Annotated in this window: 19 protein-coding genes; 5 read left to right on the top strand and 14 right to left on the bottom strand. The window is 66.4% G+C overall.

Translation table 11 applies throughout. The features are described 5' to 3' along the window. Positions 1-5 precede the first annotated feature (5 nt). Genes cyoE through J2X92_RS08875 form a run of 4 tightly spaced genes read right to left on the bottom strand, consistent with a single transcriptional unit; the run spans position 6 to position 3,608 of the window. Positions 6-911 (bottom strand): heme o synthase, encoded by a 906-nt coding sequence (gene cyoE, locus J2X92_RS08890; RefSeq protein ID WP_307575023.1) that lies wholly within the window; start codon positions 909-911, stop codon positions 6-8. Beyond that, positions 908-2,122: a COX15/CtaA family protein gene (locus J2X92_RS08885; RefSeq protein ID WP_307575021.1), complete on the bottom strand. Its 1,215-nt coding sequence runs from the start codon at positions 2,120-2,122 to the stop codon at positions 908-910. Before J2X92_RS08885 ends, cyoE begins: the two co-directional genes overlap by 4 nt. 9 nt (positions 2,123-2,131) lie before the next feature. Continuing rightward, positions 2,132-2,815, bottom strand: coding sequence for a hypothetical protein (locus J2X92_RS08880; protein ID WP_307575020.1), 684 nt, complete (start codon positions 2,813-2,815; stop codon positions 2,132-2,134). Next, the gene (locus J2X92_RS08875) at positions 2,799-3,608 is read right to left on the bottom strand and encodes an SURF1 family protein (protein ID WP_307575019.1); all 810 of its coding nucleotides are present in this window, start codon (positions 3,606-3,608) and stop codon (positions 2,799-2,801) included. Before J2X92_RS08875 ends, J2X92_RS08880 begins: the two co-directional genes overlap by 17 nt. 36 nt (positions 3,609-3,644) lie before the next feature. On the opposite strand from J2X92_RS08875, the gene J2X92_RS08870 reads away from it, so the two are divergent. Next, positions 3,645-3,866, top strand: a complete 222-nt coding sequence (locus J2X92_RS08870; protein WP_215249292.1) for a DUF2909 domain-containing protein — start codon at positions 3,645-3,647, stop codon at positions 3,864-3,866. 74 nt (positions 3,867-3,940) lie between these two features. Here J2X92_RS08870 and J2X92_RS08865 read toward each other — a convergent pair whose 3' ends face one another. The 8 genes from J2X92_RS08865 to J2X92_RS08830 form a co-directional block, all read right to left on the bottom strand. Continuing rightward, positions 3,941-4,822 (bottom strand): cytochrome c oxidase subunit 3, encoded by an 882-nt coding sequence (locus tag J2X92_RS08865; protein WP_307575018.1) that lies wholly within the window; start codon positions 4,820-4,822, stop codon positions 3,941-3,943. A 64-nt stretch (positions 4,823-4,886) separates the two neighbouring features. Next, complete coding sequence (locus tag J2X92_RS08860) at positions 4,887-5,102, bottom strand: DUF2970 domain-containing protein (RefSeq protein WP_307575016.1); 216 nt, start codon at positions 5,100-5,102, stop codon at positions 4,887-4,889. After that, positions 5,099-5,725, bottom strand: a complete 627-nt coding sequence (locus J2X92_RS08855; protein WP_307575014.1) for a cytochrome c oxidase assembly protein — start codon at positions 5,723-5,725, stop codon at positions 5,099-5,101. Before J2X92_RS08855 ends, J2X92_RS08860 begins: the two co-directional genes overlap by 4 nt. 25 nt (positions 5,726-5,750) lie before the next feature. After that, positions 5,751-5,867 carry a cytochrome oxidase small assembly protein gene (locus tag J2X92_RS08850; protein ID WP_281151815.1) on the bottom strand — a complete coding sequence of 39 codons (117 nt, stop codon included), beginning with the start codon at positions 5,865-5,867 and terminating at the stop codon, positions 5,751-5,753. Between the two features lie 32 nt (positions 5,868-5,899). Continuing rightward, positions 5,900-7,531 (bottom strand): cytochrome c oxidase subunit I, encoded by a 1,632-nt coding sequence (gene ctaD, locus J2X92_RS08845; protein ID WP_307575012.1) that lies wholly within the window; start codon positions 7,529-7,531, stop codon positions 5,900-5,902. A 55-nt stretch (positions 7,532-7,586) separates the two neighbouring features. After that, the gene (gene coxB / locus J2X92_RS08840; RefSeq protein WP_307575010.1) at positions 7,587-8,765 is read right to left on the bottom strand and encodes a cytochrome c oxidase subunit II; all 1,179 of its coding nucleotides are present in this window, start codon (positions 8,763-8,765) and stop codon (positions 7,587-7,589) included. A gap of 58 nt (positions 8,766-8,823) precedes the next feature. Continuing rightward, entirely contained in the window at positions 8,824-9,300 is a 477-nt protein-coding gene (locus tag J2X92_RS08835) for a DUF2244 domain-containing protein (RefSeq protein WP_307575009.1), read from the bottom strand. Positions 9,301-9,645: 345 nt separating this feature from the next. Beyond that, positions 9,646-10,560, bottom strand: a complete 915-nt coding sequence (locus J2X92_RS08830; protein ID WP_307575008.1) for a class I SAM-dependent methyltransferase — start codon at positions 10,558-10,560, stop codon at positions 9,646-9,648. 23 nt (positions 10,561-10,583) lie between these two features. On the opposite strand from J2X92_RS08830, the gene J2X92_RS08825 reads away from it, so the two are divergent. Both J2X92_RS08825 and trmL read left to right on the top strand, forming a co-directional pair. Next, on the top strand, positions 10,584-11,300 hold the full coding sequence (locus J2X92_RS08825) for a ComF family protein (RefSeq protein ID WP_307575006.1): 717 nt from the start codon (positions 10,584-10,586) through the stop codon (positions 11,298-11,300). Between the two features lie 28 nt (positions 11,301-11,328). Then, positions 11,329-11,790, top strand: a complete 462-nt coding sequence (trmL, locus tag J2X92_RS08820) for a tRNA (uridine(34)/cytosine(34)/5-carboxymethylaminomethyluridine(34)-2'-O)-methyltransferase TrmL (RefSeq protein WP_307575004.1) — start codon at positions 11,329-11,331, stop codon at positions 11,788-11,790. Positions 11,791-11,825: 35 nt separating this feature from the next. Here trmL and J2X92_RS08815 read toward each other — a convergent pair whose 3' ends face one another. Beyond that, positions 11,826-12,287 (bottom strand): MaoC family dehydratase, encoded by a 462-nt coding sequence (locus tag J2X92_RS08815; protein ID WP_307575003.1) that lies wholly within the window; start codon positions 12,285-12,287, stop codon positions 11,826-11,828. Between the two features lie 127 nt (positions 12,288-12,414). Between J2X92_RS08815 and kefF the strand changes: the two genes are divergently transcribed. Together kefF and kefC are read left to right on the top strand one after the other, a co-directional pair. Beyond that, entirely contained in the window at positions 12,415-13,155 is a 741-nt protein-coding gene (gene kefF / locus J2X92_RS08810) for a glutathione-regulated potassium-efflux system oxidoreductase KefF (protein ID WP_307575002.1), read from the top strand. A gap of 2 nt (positions 13,156-13,157) precedes the next feature. Then, positions 13,158-15,023, top strand: coding sequence for a glutathione-regulated potassium-efflux system protein KefC (kefC, locus tag J2X92_RS08805; protein ID WP_307575000.1), 1,866 nt, complete (start codon positions 13,158-13,160; stop codon positions 15,021-15,023). A gap of 25 nt (positions 15,024-15,048) precedes the next feature. On the opposite strand, the gene J2X92_RS08800 is transcribed toward kefC, so the two are convergent. Further along, positions 15,049-15,915, bottom strand: coding sequence for an amidohydrolase family protein (locus tag J2X92_RS08800; protein WP_307574998.1), 867 nt, complete (start codon positions 15,913-15,915; stop codon positions 15,049-15,051). Between the last annotated feature and the right edge of the window lie 58 nt (positions 15,916-15,973).

Raw genomic sequence — 15,973 nt, 5'->3', positions numbered from 1 at the left:
TCGATTCAGCGCAGGTAATGGTCGACGAGCAATGCCGCGAACAGCACGCTCAGGTGAATCAGCGAGAACTTGAAGGTCTTGCGCGCCAGGGCGTCGGAGTAGTTGCGCCAGAGCGCAAAGGCATAGCCCGTGAAACCGATGCTCACGCCAACCGCCACCGCCAGGTAGAGCCAGCCGCTCATGCCGTAGATGAAAGGCATCAGGCAGGCCGCAAACAAAATGAAGGTGTACAGCAGCACCTGCAGCCGCGTGAACTCGTTGCCGTGCGTCACAGGCAGCATCGGCAGTCCGGCCTTGCGGTAGTCCTCGACGCGGTAGAGCGCCAATGCCCAAAAATGCGGCGGCGTCCACAGGAAGATGATGAGGAACAGGATCAGTGCTTCCGGCCCCACGTCGCCCGTCATCGCGGCCCAGCCCAGCACCGGCGGCATCGCGCCCGAGGCGCCGCCAATCACGATGTTCTGCGGCGTCAGCGGCTTGAGAATGACGGTGTAGATCACCGCATAGCCGACGAAGGTGGCAAAAGTAAGCCACATGGTGAGCGGATTGACCTGGAACCACAGCAGCACGGAGCCGGCCACACACAGCAGCGCCGAGAACACCAGCGCCTGCAAGTCGCTGAGCTGACCGCGGGCCGTGGGGCGCCAGGCGGTGCGCTTCATCTTGGCGTCGATGCCCTTTTCGACCAGGCAGTTGAACGCCGCCGCCGCGCCCGCCACCAGCCAGATGCCGATGCAGGCCAACACGGCGCGCTGCACGTCGGCCCACGAAGGCATGCCGGGCACGGCCAGCACCATGCCGATGAGGGCGCAAAAAACGATCAGCTGCACCACGCGCGGCTTGGTCAGCGCATAGAACTGGCGCAGCACGTTGGCGGTGCTTGTCTGCTGCACGGAAATCGGCGTGCTCACGCGGTGGCCTCCCTCTGGTTGTTATGTGGCGCACCGGGCGCCTTGTCTCTGTCGTGGGCGACCGTGGCGGCGACCTTGCGGCGGCTCTCGCACAGCGCCCAGGTCAGCACCACGGCCAGCGCCGCGGCGCCGCCAGTGTGCAGTACCGCGGCGGCCAGCGGCCAGCCGAGCAGCACGTTGCCCAGGCCGGTGGCGAGCTGAAGCAAGGCCAGCCCCGCGAGCCAGCGCGCCTGCGGCCGCAGCGGTTCGATGCGGCGCAGCTGCCACGCGAGCACGCCCAGCGCGGCGAACACGGCGTAGGCCATCAGCCGATGTGCATAGTGAATGGCGGTGAGCGCCGAAAAGTCGAGCGGAGCGCCCTCCCCGGTCACGCCCAGGTGGCGCCAGATCTGGAAGCCCTGGGCAAAATTCATCGGCGGCCACCAGCTGCCCTGGCAGGTGGGAAACTGCGTGCAGGCCAGCACGGCATAGTTGGTGCTGACCCAGCCTCCCAGCGCGATCTGCAGCAGCAGCAATGCAGAGGTGGCAAGCAGCCCGTTGCGCAGCGCCGGCGATATGGGCGCGGGCAGGCGGTCCGCGGCGGCCTGCCGGTAGCGCACCGACTGGATGCACAGCAGCACCAGCAGCACCACGGCGCCCAAGAGGTGCAGCGTGACGATGGCGGGAAACAGCTTCCAGGTCACGGTCAGCGCACCGAATGCGCCTTGCAGGCAAACCCAGACCAGCGTGAACGCCGGCCACCATGCGCTGAGCGTGGCGTGCTCGCCCTCCGCAGGCGCGGGCAACCGGCGCTGGCGCCACCGCACGATCCAGGTGGCGGCCGCAAGCGCGAGGATGAGTACGCCGACGCCGGTGGCCAGGTAGCGGTGGACCATTTCGACCCAGGCCTTGCTGTGCGTGACCGGACCGGTCGGCTGGGCCGACTGCGCCATGGCGATCTCGTGACTCGCCCCAGCCGGGCTCGCGTTGCCGTAGCAGCCTGGCCAGTCGGGGCAGCCCAAGCCGGAATCGGTGAGCCGGGTGAAAGCGCCGAACAGCGTGAGGTCGAAGGTGAGGAACAGCGTCAGCACCGTGAGCGCATGCAGCCGTCGCGCCGGCCCGGCGCCCGCGTTGCGGCGCCACACCCACACCAACGGGCCGAGCGCGATCAGCACGCCGGCCGCCATCAGCCAGGCGATGGGCGTGAGGTCGTAGAGCGAGCCGGTGTCCATCGTGCGGTCTCAGCGGCCGGGCTCGTCCCAGGAGGCGGAGGCGCGCAGAAGGCGGTCGAGGTCCCGTTTCGCGCGGCTCGCGCCCTGCGTGTCCATGCGGGCCGGGAAGCGCATCATCCAGTTGCCCATGGGATCGACCACGTACAGGTGCTCAGCCAGCCCATGGCCTGCTACAGGCGTGAGCCACTTGGCGAGCTGCTCGGCCGGCACCCGCAGCACGGTGGCGCCGTGCAGGCCGTGGTCCAGCCGCGCCGGAATGGGGGCTGCATCGCTTACAAGCCAGACCCGGTCAAGGCGGTCTTTCTCGCGGCCCAGGCTTTCACGCAGCTGGCGTTGCAGGTAGAGTTGCTGCTCGCAAAGCGCGTCGCAAGCCGCGTCGGCCACCGCAACCAGCAGCCACTGGCCCTTGAGCGTGGAAAGATCGACCGGCGCGCCGTTACGGTCGGTGCTGGCGAGCACGGGTAGCGTGCGCTGGGGATCGATGAGTTCGCCGTAGACGCTGCGCCCCTCGGGTCGGATCACGTAGTAGGTGAAGTACGACGCGATGACCGGCGCCGCGCACATCAGCATCACGGCGATCATCTTCCAGCGCCCGACGACCGTGCGCCGGCCCTCGGCGCCGTCGAGCGCCTGGTTGGGCGACGGCATCGAATGCACCGTCAGGCCCAGCGGCTCGTCAGAGGCTGCTTGCATCGCGTGCGCGGCGCCTCGAGCGGCGGAAGGGGGCAATGAATTGAAACCAGACATAGAGGATTACCACGAGGGCCGAGAGCCCGAACCACTGGAATGCATAGCCGTAGTGCTTCTCCAGACCCAGAGCGGGGGCCGGCCAGTCGCGCTGCAACCCCTCGGAAGCGGGGCCGATCTGCTGCAGCGACACATCGGTTCGCAGCGGCAGCTTGGTTTCGGCGCGGAACGCTTCCAGGTCGAGATTCTGCCGGATGGGCGAAGACCCCGCGGCTTCCGGTGCCGCGGCGGCCGGCGCCGGCTTGCCGAGTTCGAACAAATGGCCGGGCGGCGGTTCGATCAGGCCCGTGACTTCGACGATGCCCGGCGGGGTGTCGACCGCGCCCAGTTGCGTGCGGTCATTGAAATTGCGCTGCACCCAGCCGCGCTGCACCATGACCGTCTGGTTGCTGCCTTCGAGTGCAAACGGGGTCAGTACATAGAAGCCTGGCACGCCGTGCATCTGCCGGTTGTCCAGGTAGACCGTTTGCGGCGTGAGCCAGAGGCCCCGCAGCCGCACAGGCCGGTGCAGCTCGCCGGCCGGCGCTTCGAGCGCCAGGAAATCGGCCTGCGCGAGCGGCGGTTTCTGCTTCTGCGTTTCGATCTCGGCCTGCAATGCCTCCTTTTGCGCCGCCCGCGAAAGCTGCCAGCGCCCCAGCGACACCGTGGCGCACACGGTCAGCACGGCGGCCAGCGTCACCAGCAGGAAACGACCTCGCTTCGGCCTCGCCCGGGCGGGGTGAAAAGGCTCTGGCGTCACTGGAGCGGATGAGGCGTGCGGCCGATAATCGGAGTCATGAAATATTTCGTCGCCCTGGCTTTCGTGGGCATCTTCGCGAGCCTTGCCTTCGCGCTCTTCTACATGCTGAAAGACGGGCGCAACGGTCGCGCCAAAAGCGGCGGCATGGCGCGCGCGCTCACCTTTCGGATCGGCATCTCCGTGTTTTTGTTCCTCTGCATGCTGCTGGCCTGGAAACTCGGCTACATCCAGCCCACCGGGCTCCCGGTCGGCAAGTAGGTGGTGCTCGTTCCACGAGAACCATGAAAAAGGCGCCTTTCGGCGCCTTTTTGTTTGCATGCCGCGGGGTTCGCTCAAAGCCAGTAAACCAGCGTGTAAAGGCCGAGCCACACCACGTCCACGAAGTGCCAGTACCAGGCCGCGCCTTCGAAGCCAAAATGGCGCTCCGGCGTGAAGTGGCCCTTTTGCAGGCGCAGCGTGATGAACAGCAGCATCAGCATGCCGATGAACACGTGCATGCCGTGGAAGCCGGTCAGCATGAAGAAGGTCGAGCCGTAGGCGCCGGAGCTGAGCTTGAGGTTCAGTTCGGTGTACAGGTGATGGTATTCATAGCCCTGCACCCCAAGGAAGAGCACGCCGAGCAGCACGGTGAGCCACATGAAGCGGATGGTCTGCGCACGATGGCCGGCACGCAGCGCGTGGTGGGCAATGGTGAGCGTGACGCCCGAGCTCAGCAGGAGCGCGGTGTTGATCGTGGGCAGCCAGAACGGGCCGACGGTCTGGAACGGCTCGACGATGTCGGCCGGCGAACCGGTGACGCCGGCGGCAATGCTGGGCCAGACGGCCTTGAAGTCGGGCCAGAGCAGTGCATTCTCGAGACTGCCGAGGGCCGGCAGCGAATGGGTGCGGGTCCACCACAGAGCGGTGAAGAACGCGCCGAAGAACATCACTTCGGAGAAGATGAACCAGCTCATGCTCCAGCGGAACGAGAGATCGATCTTGTGGCCGTACTGGCCGCTTTCGCTCTCGCCGATGGCGGTGCGGAACCACACGAACAGCGTGGCGAGCCAGACCACCATCCCGACCAGCAAGGACCATGCGCCCCATTGATGGCCGTTGATCCATTGGCCCGCGCCCAGAATCACGAAGAACAGGCCGGTCGCGGCCATGACCGGGTAGGCCGATGGTCCCGGTACGAAGTAGTAGGGCGTGGTGCCGTGGGTGGTTGAACTCATATCAGCTCCTGGCTTTCTTTCTTCTCTCGATTCGATGGGGTCTGGATGTCTAGTGCCGCCTGGCTCATGCGCCGTGCGCAACCACGTAGCGCACCAGCAGCACCAGGCCGACGATGAAAACGATGACCGCGGCAAAGGCCACCGCGATGATGTGCAGCGGGTTCAGCTTGGCCAGGTCGTCCTGGTAGGCGCTTTTCTTGCGCACGCCGAAGAACGACCAGCAGACGGCCTTCACCGTCTCCCACAGCGTGGCTTTGGGCGGCGTGTTCGGAGAGGTCACGAACGGGGCTCATGCGCGGCATTCGAAACGGCGGCCACCGGGGCCGCGGGCGTCTTGCCGCCCACCTCGAAGAACGTGTACGACAGCGTGATGGTCTTCACGTCCTTGGAGATCTTGGGGTCGATCACGAACGCGACCGGCCACTGCTTCTTCTCGCCCGGATCGAGCGTGTACTGGTTGAAGCAGAAGCACTCGAGCTTGTTGAAGTACGGCGCGGCCTGCTGCGGCGCATAGCTCGGAATGGCCTGCGCCGCCATGCGGCGGTTCTGCACGTTCTGGAACTCGTACAGCACGGTGTTGAGCTGCCCCGGGTGCACCTGCATCGTCCGCTCGGCAGGCTTGAAGTCCCAGAGGCCGCCACGCACGTTGGAATCGAACTCGACCGTGATGGTGCGCGTGGTGTCGACCTGGGTGTTGTCGGGCAAGCGCACGTTCTTGCCGCCGCTCGCGCCACCCGGCACCTCGAGTTCGCTGAGCGCGAGGATGTTGATGCCGGTCATTTCGCAGATGGCGCGATAGAGCGGCACCAGGGCGTAGCCAAACGCAAACATGCCGCAGGTCACCACGGCCAGCTTGCCGACCATGCGGACATTGGCGCGCTTGATGCGTTGACCGAGGCTCATGCGGGCGGCTCCGTTCGCTGCTGCTTCAGCGTCCGCTGAACCAGATCATGCGGACCAGGAATCCGAGGAAGAACAGCACCGCAATGGAGGCCAGCGTGAGCCCCATGCGTCGGTTGTTCTTTCGTTGTTCGGGTGTGGTCATGGTCGTCATGCGGGCCTGCGGCCGGAATGCATTCAGCCGATCACCTTGGTGGCGGTCGGATCGAGCTTGGGTGGGTTCTCGAAGGTGTGGAAAGGCGCCGGCGACGGCACTTCCCATTCGAGGCCTTCAGCGGCTTCCCAGGGCCTTTGCGGCGCCTTCTCGCCCTTGCCGAGCATGTTCGGCAGCACGATGAAGAAGAAGAAATACACCTGTGCGAGACCGAAGGCGAAGGCACCGACCGACGCCACGGCGTTGAAGTCGGCAAACTGCATCGGGTAATCGGCATAGCGGCGCGGCATGCCGGCCAGGCCCAGGAAGTGCATCGGGAAGAACGTGACGTTGAACGAGATCAGCGACCACCAGAAGTGGAGCTTGCCGCGTGCTTCGTTGTACATCACGCCAGTCCACTTGGGCGCCCAGTAGTAATAGCCCGCGAACATGGCATAGAGCGAGCCGGCCACCAGCACGTAGTGGAAGTGGGCCACCACGTAGTAGGTGTCCTGCAGCTGGATGTCGATGGGTGCAATGGCCAGGATGAGGCCGGTGAAGCCGCCCATCGTGAACACGAAGATGAAGCCCACGGCAAACAGCATCGGGGTCTCGAAGGTCATCGAGCCCTGCCACATGGTGGCGATCCAGTTGAAGATCTTCACGGCCGTCGGCACCGCGATCAGCATGGTCGCGTACATGAAGAACAGCTGGCCCGTGACCGGCATGCCGGTCGTGAACATGTGGTGCGCCCAGACGATGAACGACAGGATCGCGATCGACGAGGTGGCGTACACCATGGAGGCGTAGCCGAACAGCCGCTTGCGCGAGAACGCCGGCACGATCTGGCTGATGATGCCGAAGGCCGGCAAGATCATGATGTAGACCTCGGGGTGGCCGAAGAACCAGAAGATGTGCTGGTACATCACCGGGTCGCCGCCGCCGGCGGGGTTGAAGAAGCTGGTGCCGAAATGGCGGTCGGTCAGCGTCATGGTGATGGCGCCTGCGAGCACGGGCATCACGGCGATCAGCAGGTAGGCGGTGATGAGCCAGGTCCAGCAGAACATCGGCATCTTCATCAGCGTCATGCCGGGAGCGCGCATGTTCAGGATGGTGACGATGATGTTGATCGAACCCATGATCGACGAGGCGCCCATGATGTGCATCGCGAAAATGCCGGCGTCCATCGAGGGGCCCATCTGCAGCGTGAGCGGCGCATAGAGCGTCCAGCCCGCCGCGGGTGCGCCGCCGGGCATGAAGAACGAACCCACGAGCATCAGCGCCGCCGGGATCAGCAGCCAGAAGCTGAAGTTGTTCATGCGCGCGAACGCCATGTCGGACGCGCCAACCTGCAGCGGGATCATCCAGTTCGCGAAGCCCACGAACGCCGGCATGATGGCGCCAAACACCATGATCAGGCCGTGCATGGTGGTGAACTGGTTGAACAGCTCAGGGTTCACCAGCTGCAGGCCGGGCTGGAACAGCTCGGCGCGGATCATCAGGGCGAGCACGCCGCCCACCATCAGCATCGTGAAGCTGAACAGCAGGTAGAGCGTGCCGATGTCCTTGTGGTTGGTGGCGAACACCCAGCGGCGCCAGCCGGTGGGCGCTGCGTGGTGCTCGTCGTGTGCGTGGCCGTCGTGGGCGTGACCGTGGGGGTCGAGGACTGCACTCATTTCGTTGTTCCTTGCAATTTCTTCGTCGCGGGGCGCTGGGGCTGGATCTTCGCGATCACTTGCCGCGCAAGGCCAGAACTTCGGCCGGCTGCACCAGCTGGCCCGTCTTGTTCGACCAGCTGTTCTTGGTATAGGTGGCAACGGCCGCGAGGTCGGTGTCGCTCAGCTGCTTCCAGGAAGGCATTGCGCCATTGTTCTGGCCGTTGAGCAGCACCTGCAGCTGAACCTTGTGGTCGGCGTCGACCACCTTGGGGCTGGCATCCAGCGGCTTGATCGGGCCGGCGCCCTTGCCGTTGGCCTGGTGGCAGGCCGCGCAGTTGGCGGCATAGACCTTCTCGCCGCGCGTCATCATGTCGGGCAGGGCCCAGACCTTGCCCGGATCGTCGAGCTTGGCTGCGGCTTCCTTGCGCTTGCCGTCGACCCAGGCCGTGTAATCGGCGGCCGAGACCACCTTCACGTGGATGGGCATGTAGGCGTGCTCCTTGCCGCAGAGCTCCTGGCACTGGCCGTAGTAGTCGCCCACGGTTTCAGCGCGGAACCATGTGTCGCGCACGAAGCCGGGAACCGCGTCCTGCTTGATGCCGAGCTGCGGCACGGCAAACGCGTGGATCACGTCGTTGGCGGTGGTGATGATGCGGACCTTCTTCTGGACCGGCACCACCAGCGGGTTGTCGACCTTGAAGAGGTAGTCGTCGGGCATCGTGCCCTTGGCGCCGGCGTCGGACATGGCGCGCTGCGAGCTGTCGAGCGTGGAGATGAAGGCCAGGCCCTCGCCTTCGCCGTTCAGGTAGTCGTAGCCCCACTTCCACTGGTAGCCGGTGGTCTTGATGGTGAGGTCGGCATTGGTGGTGTCCTTCTGGGCCACCAGCACCTTGGTGGCGGGCAGCGCCATCGCAATCACGATGATGAAGGGCACGATGGTCCAGATGACTTCGACCACCACCGACTCATGGAAGTTGGCCGCCTTGTGGCCGACCGACTTGCGGTGCTTCCAGATCGAATAGAACATGACCGCGAACACGGCAACGAAGATGACCGTGCACAGGATCATCATCACTGTGTGCAGGAAATGCTGTTCCTGCGCGATCTTGGTAACACCAAGCGGGAGGTTCAGCTGGCGCACCGAGGGGCCGCCGGGCAGATCGTTGACTGCGTGCGCCGCGCCGCTGAAAGCCGCGCCGGCCGCCAGCAACAGATTCGCCGGCCTGTACTTGTTGCGCCAAATGCTCTTCATCGTGTTCACGTTTCTCAATTTTTTCAACAAACCCAACCGTGCAGCGCCGCGTGAGCCCTCAGGCGCCACGCAACGCCATGCGAATCTCGCGCGCCAGTGCGGCTCGCAACTCCGGGCGTACATAGCGCCCCACCCTGACCGATCGACCCTGACCCGAGACCTCGATCAGCGAGCGATCGCCGGCCTGAGGCTCGATCCGCACCTGGTGCGGCAGAAATTCCGTGCGCTCGTAGTCCCCACCGTTTTCGAGCTCCACCACCAGCCGTCCGCCCTGCAGCGCGATCTTTTCGCCATCGGTCGCGTGCCGTGCGTACAGCATGAACACGAAACCCACCGCGGCCAGTTCGAGCCAGGCAAAAGGCAGCACCAGCGGCGCGCCGAGTTGCCAGAACACCGTACCGATACCGAGCGACACCACGCACAGCGAGGCGTAGAGCCAGCCCAGCTGGCTCGGCGTCACCGAGCAGTTCCGCTTCAAGAACCATTGGATGCTCTGGCCTGAAACGGTGGCAAAACGAAACACGGAATTCGACACGGGCGAGTTCAGCAAATCGGTGCGTCGACGACCGGCCAATCTTTGTCTCCACAGGATCGGACAGCCCTCGTTCGCGGAACAATACCCGCGAGTTTCACGCAACGGCGGATTGTAGCGGGTAGACACAGGCGCCCGGCCACCGGACGCACAGCTTGCGCACCCCGCCGTTCATTCGATAACCTCCGCGCTGCGCGCTACGGTCTTCGCCTTGGGAGCGGCCCGGCGGCTCATTCGATAACCTCCGCGCTGCGCGCTACGGTCTTCGCCTTGGGAGCGGCCCGGCGGCTCATTCGATAGCCTCCGCGCTGCGCGCTACGGTCTTCGCCTTGGGAGCGGCCCGGCGGCTCAGGCGCCGGGCCGGCCGCGCTGCAGCATCGAGCGCATCTCGCGCAGCGACACCGCGCTCTCGGCCGAAAGCGCCACGCGCGGCGCCGGCTTGAAGGCGTGCCCATAGATGACTTCGAAGGTCAGCGCGATGCGCCCGCCGCCCTCTGCGGCCGGTGCCAGCTCGGGCAGCGCGTGCTTCAGCGCCTGGTGCCACCCCCTGCCGCGCAGCGCCGGAAAGCGCGCCGGATGCAGGTTGCGGCCCAGCGTGCGCAGTTCGGCCAGGGCCGCCTCGGGCGTCGCCCAGGTAAGCACGATGCGTTCCATGTCCATCACGGGCTCGGCAAAGCCGGCATGCACGAGCATGTCGCCCCAGTCGTGCATGTCTGTGTACTCGTGGCCCGCCGCCGGCCAGCCCAGGCGGGCGTGCAGCGCCCGCAGCTCGCGGACCGTGTCGGGGCCGAGGCACGAGAACATCAGGAAACCATCGGTTGCCACCAGCCGGTGCCAGCGGGCGATGAGCGCCTCGGGATCGGCGGCCATGTGCAGCGACATGTTGGCCCAGAGCAGGTCCACGCCATCTTCGGGCGGCGCATCGAAGCGCGCCTTGCCGCCCTGCCAGCGGCGCGCGCTCCACCAGGGTGCGGCCAGCGCCTCGCCGGTCTCGGCGGCCAGCGCCGCTTCGGGCTCGATCACGAAGCAGCCGGCCTCGCGATAGCGTTTGGCCACGAGCTCGTGCGCCTCTAGCCCACCGCGAAGGGGCGCCCAGTCGGCCCAGGTGCGGGGCTGCGCCTTGATCCATTGGAGGCGGTCTTCCATGCGGCGGCCAATTTCCTCGTGCAGCCAGGGCGAGCCGGCGGTGGGCGCGAGCCGGCTCCAGCGGTCGGCCGCCGTGGGATCGATGGTCGGCGGTCTTCTTGCGGGGTCGGTGGCCATGGGGCCGTGAGTATATTGAGCCCATGTTCAGCCGTTGGGCCGCCCGGCCTTTGACCTCTCTTCTTGCACGGCTGCCCAGCCAGTGCGAGGTGTGCCGCGCCTGGCCGTCGCGGAGGGTTTGCGACGCCTGCGTGGCCCGCTTCGCGCCGCCGGCCGCCCGCTGCGGAAGCTGCGCCCTGCCCGTCCCGGAAGGCGTTGCCCGGTGCGGCGAATGCGTGGGCGATCCGCCACCGCTCGACGCCTGCCTTGCGGCATGCAGCTATGCGTGGCCGTGGCCCGACTGCATCGCCCAGTTCAAATTCCGCGGCGAGGCCGGCTGGGCCGGCCCCCTTGCCACGCTGATGCGCAGCGTGCCCTGGGTGGAACCGGCCCTGGAGCAATGCGACACCGTGCTGCCGATGCCGCTCGCGCCCGCCCGGCTGCGCGAGCGCGGCTTCAACCAGGCGGCCGAACTGGCGCGCCGGCTGGCGCCCGCCAAGACCGACGCCACGCTGCTCCTGCGCACCCGCGACACACCGGCGCAGATCGGCCTTGCGCGCGCCGAGCGCCTTCGCAACCTGCGCGGCGCCTTTGCGGTGGAGCCGCTGCGCGCCAGCCAGCTCCAGGGCCAGCGCATCGTGCTGGTCGACGACGTGATGACCACGGGCGCCTCGCTGTTCTCGGCGGCCGCGGCGCTGCGGCTGGCCGGCGCGGCCCACATCACGGCCGTGGTGTTTGCGCGCACCGGGCCGCCGCATTGAGCGGACGCGCCGCCGCGACAATCGGCGCATGTTCCATATCGTCCTGGTCCACCCCGAAATCCCGCCGAACACAGGCAACGTGATCCGTCTTGCGGCCAACACCGGCTGCGCGCTGCACCTGGTCGAACCCCTGGGCTTCTCGATGGACGATCGCCTGCTGCGCCGCGCCGGTCTCGACTATCACGAATACGCCGAGGTCAAGCGCCATGCCAGCTGGCAGGCCCTGCTCGACACCGAACAACCGCTCGCCGAGCGCATGTTCGCACTCACCACGCGCGGCACGCGGGCCGTGCACGACGTGCGCTTCCAGCCCGGCGACTGGCTGGTGTTCGGGTCGGAAACCAGCGGCCTGCCGCCCGCGGTGCGCGAGACCTTCGCCGAGCCCCAGCGCCTCAGGCTGTCGATGCGCGAGGGGCAGCGCAGCCTGAATCTTTCGAACGCGGTGGCGGTGACCGTCTTCGAGGCCTGGCGGCAGAACGGATTCGGCTGAGCGGCTGCGGTCCAGCGCCGCGGCTGCCGCGGATTTCAGCGGTAGCGGCGCACCACCGACTCAGCCACGCAGGCCGGCTTGACCGCGCCTTCGAGCTCGATGGTGGCTTCCCAGGTCATCTGCAGGCCGTCGTCCGCAATGGGCTCAGCGGTGAGCAGCTTCATGCGCGCGCGGAGGCGCTTGCCCACCGGCACGGGCGACATGAAACGCACCCGGTTCAGCCCGTAGTTCACGCCCATGCGCGACTCGGCCACCTCGAACGCGGACTCGTAGAAGCGCGGCAGCAGCGACAGCGTGAGGAAGCCGTGGGCGATCGGGCCGCCGAAGGGGCCGGCCTTGGCGCGCTCGACGTCGACGTGGATCCACTGGTGGTCGCCGGTGGCTTCGGCGAACTGGTTCACCTGTTCTTGGGTGACGGTGATCCAGTCGCTCACGGCAACTTCCTGGCCGACGCAGGCGGCAAGATCCTGAAGAGTCTGGAATGTCTTTTTGGTCATGCGGGGCACTCTAGCGCCAAGCTTGCCGGGGCGTCTGTCGGCATCGCGACACGCACTTGGAGCCCGGCAGGGCGCCACCGGGTGCGCGCAGCCCTGGCAAGGGCTGATCTTGCGCTATGTTCGCGGCATGACGACAACAACATCCGCCGCCGACTCGGCCGGCATTTACGTGCTCGCGGCACATCCGCATTGGCGCGATTCGCGTGTCAACCGGCAGTTGCTGGCGGCCGCGCGCTCGGTGCCGGGCGTCGAGGTGAACGACCTGTACGGCAGCTACCCCGACTTCTCGATCGACGTCGAGGCCGAGCAGGCCCGGCTGGCCAAGGCCAGCCTGGTGGTGCTGCTGCATCCGATCCAGTGGTATTCGGCACCGCCGCTGCAAAAGCTCTGGTTCGACGACGTGCTCAGCTACGGATGGGCCTACGGCCGCGGAGGCACTGCGTTGCAGGGCAAGGACTGCTGGCTGGTCGCCACCACGGGTGGCCCCGAGGCGAGCTACCACCCTCAAAGCTACAACCGCTACTTCTTCGACGCCTTCCTACCGCCTTATGAGCAGACAGCCGCGCTGTGCGGCATGCGCTTTCTCCCGCCGCTGGTGTTCCACGGCGCGCGCAGCGCCAGCGACGCCGAGGTGGCGGTGCATGTCGAGGTTTTTGCCCAGCGGCTCGGCAGCTATCCCCAGTGGCCGGAGCTCGAGGAACTCGATGTCTGCGTGGCCTGCCCGGTTCCCGAAACCGACCGCCCGGCAGAGCTCGACGACGCGGACAAGGCGGCGTCCGCCGCCTTCTACTCCGCGACGGCCCGGGGCCTCGCTTCCATGTCCGCCGCCAACGAAGAAAACAACAACAACGAAAAAGGCACGGCCTGAGCATGGAACACGCACCCGCCTGGCTGACCAGCAGCCTGATCTACCTGGGGGCCGCCGTCCTGGTGGTGCCGCTTTCCAAGGCCATGGGCCTGGGCTCCATCATCGGCTACCTCGTCGCCGGCATCGCCATCGGCCCGTGGGGTCTCGGCCTCGTTTCCAGCGTGGAAGACGTGCTGCACTTTGCCGAGTTCGGCGTGGTGCTGATGCTGTTCCTCGTGGGCCTCGAATTGGAACCCAAGCGCCTGTGGAACCTGCGCCGGCCCATCTTCGGCTGGGGCGCGGCGCAGGTGCTCTGCTGCGCCGCAGTGCTGTTTGCCGTGGGCTGGGCCGCGGGTGCCGAATGGCGCGTGGCGCTGGTGGCGGCGCTCGGCCTCGCACTTTCGTCCACGGCCATCGCGCTGCAGGTGCTCGGGGAACGCAACCTGCTCCGTACGCCCAGTGGCCAGGCGGGCTTTTCGATCCTGCTGTTCCAGGACGTGGCGGCCATCCCGATCCTCGCGCTGCTGCCGCTGCTGGCGGGCGCCACGGCGGCCGAACAGTCGCTCAGCGGGCTCGACCGGACGCTGGAAGGGCTGAAGATCGTCGGCGTGATCGCCGGCATCATCCTCGGCGGCCGGCTTGCCCTGCGCCCGCTGCTGCGCTGGATCGCGCGCAGCGACACGCCCGAAATCTTCACCGCCGCCGCGCTGCTGCTGGTGGTGGCCATCGCCGCGCTGATGCAGTTCGTAGGCCTCTCGATGGCGCTGGGTGCTTTTCTTGCCGGCGTGCTGCTGGCGGAAAGCGAATACCGGCGCGAGCTCGAAACCGACATCGAGCCCTTCAAGGGCCTGCTGCTGGGCCTGTTCTTCATTGCCGTGGGCATGTCGATCAACTTCGGCGTGCTGATCGCGAGCCCCTGGCTCATGGCACTGCTGGTGGTCGGCTTCATGGCCGTCAAGCTGGCGGTGATCTACGCCCTGGCCAAGGCCATGGGCCTCGCCTACCAGGAGCGCCCGGTGTTCACGCTGCTGCTGGCCCAGGGCGGTGAGTTCGCATTCGTGGTGTTCCAGGCCGCCGGGCCCGATGTGCTGCCGCCCGAAATTACCTCGCTCCTGATCGGCGCGGTGGCACTGTCGATGCTGCTGTCGCCGCTTCTCCTGGTGTTGCTCGACAAGTTCGTGCTGCCGCGCTACAGCCGCAACAACGGCACGCAGCTGGAAGAAATATCCGAGCAGCAGGACGCCAAGGTGCTGATCTGCGGCTTCGGCCGCTATGGCCAGATCGTCGGCCGCATGTTGATGTCGCAGGGGCTTCGTGTCACGGTGCTCGACCATGACGCCGACACGGTCGAAGGCCTGCGGCAGTTCGGCTTTCGCGTGTTCTATGGCGACGCGACGCGGCTTGATTTGCTGCGCACCGCGGGCGCCGGCACGGCCAAGGCCATCGTGGTGGCGGTGGACGACATCGAGCAGTCGCTGGAGATCGTCGATTTGGTGAAGGAGCACTTTCCGCAGGCGCGCATCATCGCGCGAGCCCGCAACGTGACCCACCTCTTCCAGCTGCGCGACCGCGGGGTGACGGAGGTCGAGCGCGAGGTGTTCGAATCGTCGCTGCGCAGCGCCCGCTCGACGCTCGAAGCGCTGGGCTGGCCCGCGCACGAAGCGCGCGAAACCGCGCTCCGGTTCCGCCGCCGGAACATCAAGCTGAGCGACGAGATCTATCCGCACTACAAGGACCGCGCCAAGCTGATCGCGGCCAACAAGGCGGGCCGCCAGCAGTTCGAGGAACAGATGGCGCGCGAACGCGAAGAGCGGCGGCGCCGCTCGGGCCGCGACTGGGACCGGATCGGGGAAGAAGAGGAAAAGCAGAAAGAAGAAGCCGACGCGTAGCCGGCCTTTTCTTTTCGTTTGTCCTTCAACCCTCCAGTTTCAGCAGCCTGACCGCGTTGCCTTTCAGGATCCCCGGCATCACCTCGGGCTTGAAGCCGGCCGTCTCGAAGTCCTTCATCCAGCGGTCGGGCGTGATCAGCGGGTAGTCGCTGCCGAACAGGATGCGATCCTTCAGCAGCGTGTTGGCGTACTGCACCAGCTGCTTCGGAAAATACTTGGGGCTCCAGCCCGACAGGTCGATCCAGACGTTGGGCTTGTGCGTGGCCACGCTCAGCGCCTCGTCCTGCCAGGGGAAGCTGGGGTGCGCCATCACGATCTGCATGTCGGGAAAGTCGATGGCCACGTCGTCCAGGTGCATCGGGTTGCTGTACTCCAGCCGGAGCCCGCCGCCGCAGCGCATGCCCGAGCCGATGCCGCTGTGGCCCGTGTGGAAGATGGCCGGCAGCTTGTACTCGGCGATCACGTCGTAGATGGGCCAAGCCATCTTGTCGTAGGGGTGGTAGCCCTGCACGGTAGGGTGGAACTTGAACCCCTTGACCCCGTGCTCCTCGATGAGCCGGCGCGCCTCGCGGGCGCCCATCTTTCCCTTGTGCGGGTCGATGCTCGCGAAGGCGATCATCATGTCGCTGTTCTTCTGCGCGGCCTCGGCAATCTCTTCGTTCGGGATGCGGCGGCGGCCCATGTTCGACTCGGCGTCGACCATGAACATCACCAAGCCGATCTTGCGTTCGCGGTAGTAGGCCACGCTCTCGGCAATGGTCGGCCGGCCGCTCGAACCAAAGTATTTGTCGGCGGCGCGGTCGTATTCCTCGCCGTAGTTGTCGAACGGGTTCCAGCAGCTCACTTCGGCGTGGGTGTGGATGTCGATCGCAATCAGGTTCTGGTGGTCCATGTCGTTGTCTCCAATACGGGTAAATCCCTAGGAATTGAGGCGCCCAAGCGTCTTGAAT

The organism is Variovorax paradoxus, assembly GCF_030811855.1.
Lineage (GTDB): Bacteria > Pseudomonadota > Gammaproteobacteria > Burkholderiales > Burkholderiaceae_C > Variovorax > Variovorax paradoxus_L.
This window is presented reverse-complemented; position numbering and strand designations above follow the sequence as displayed.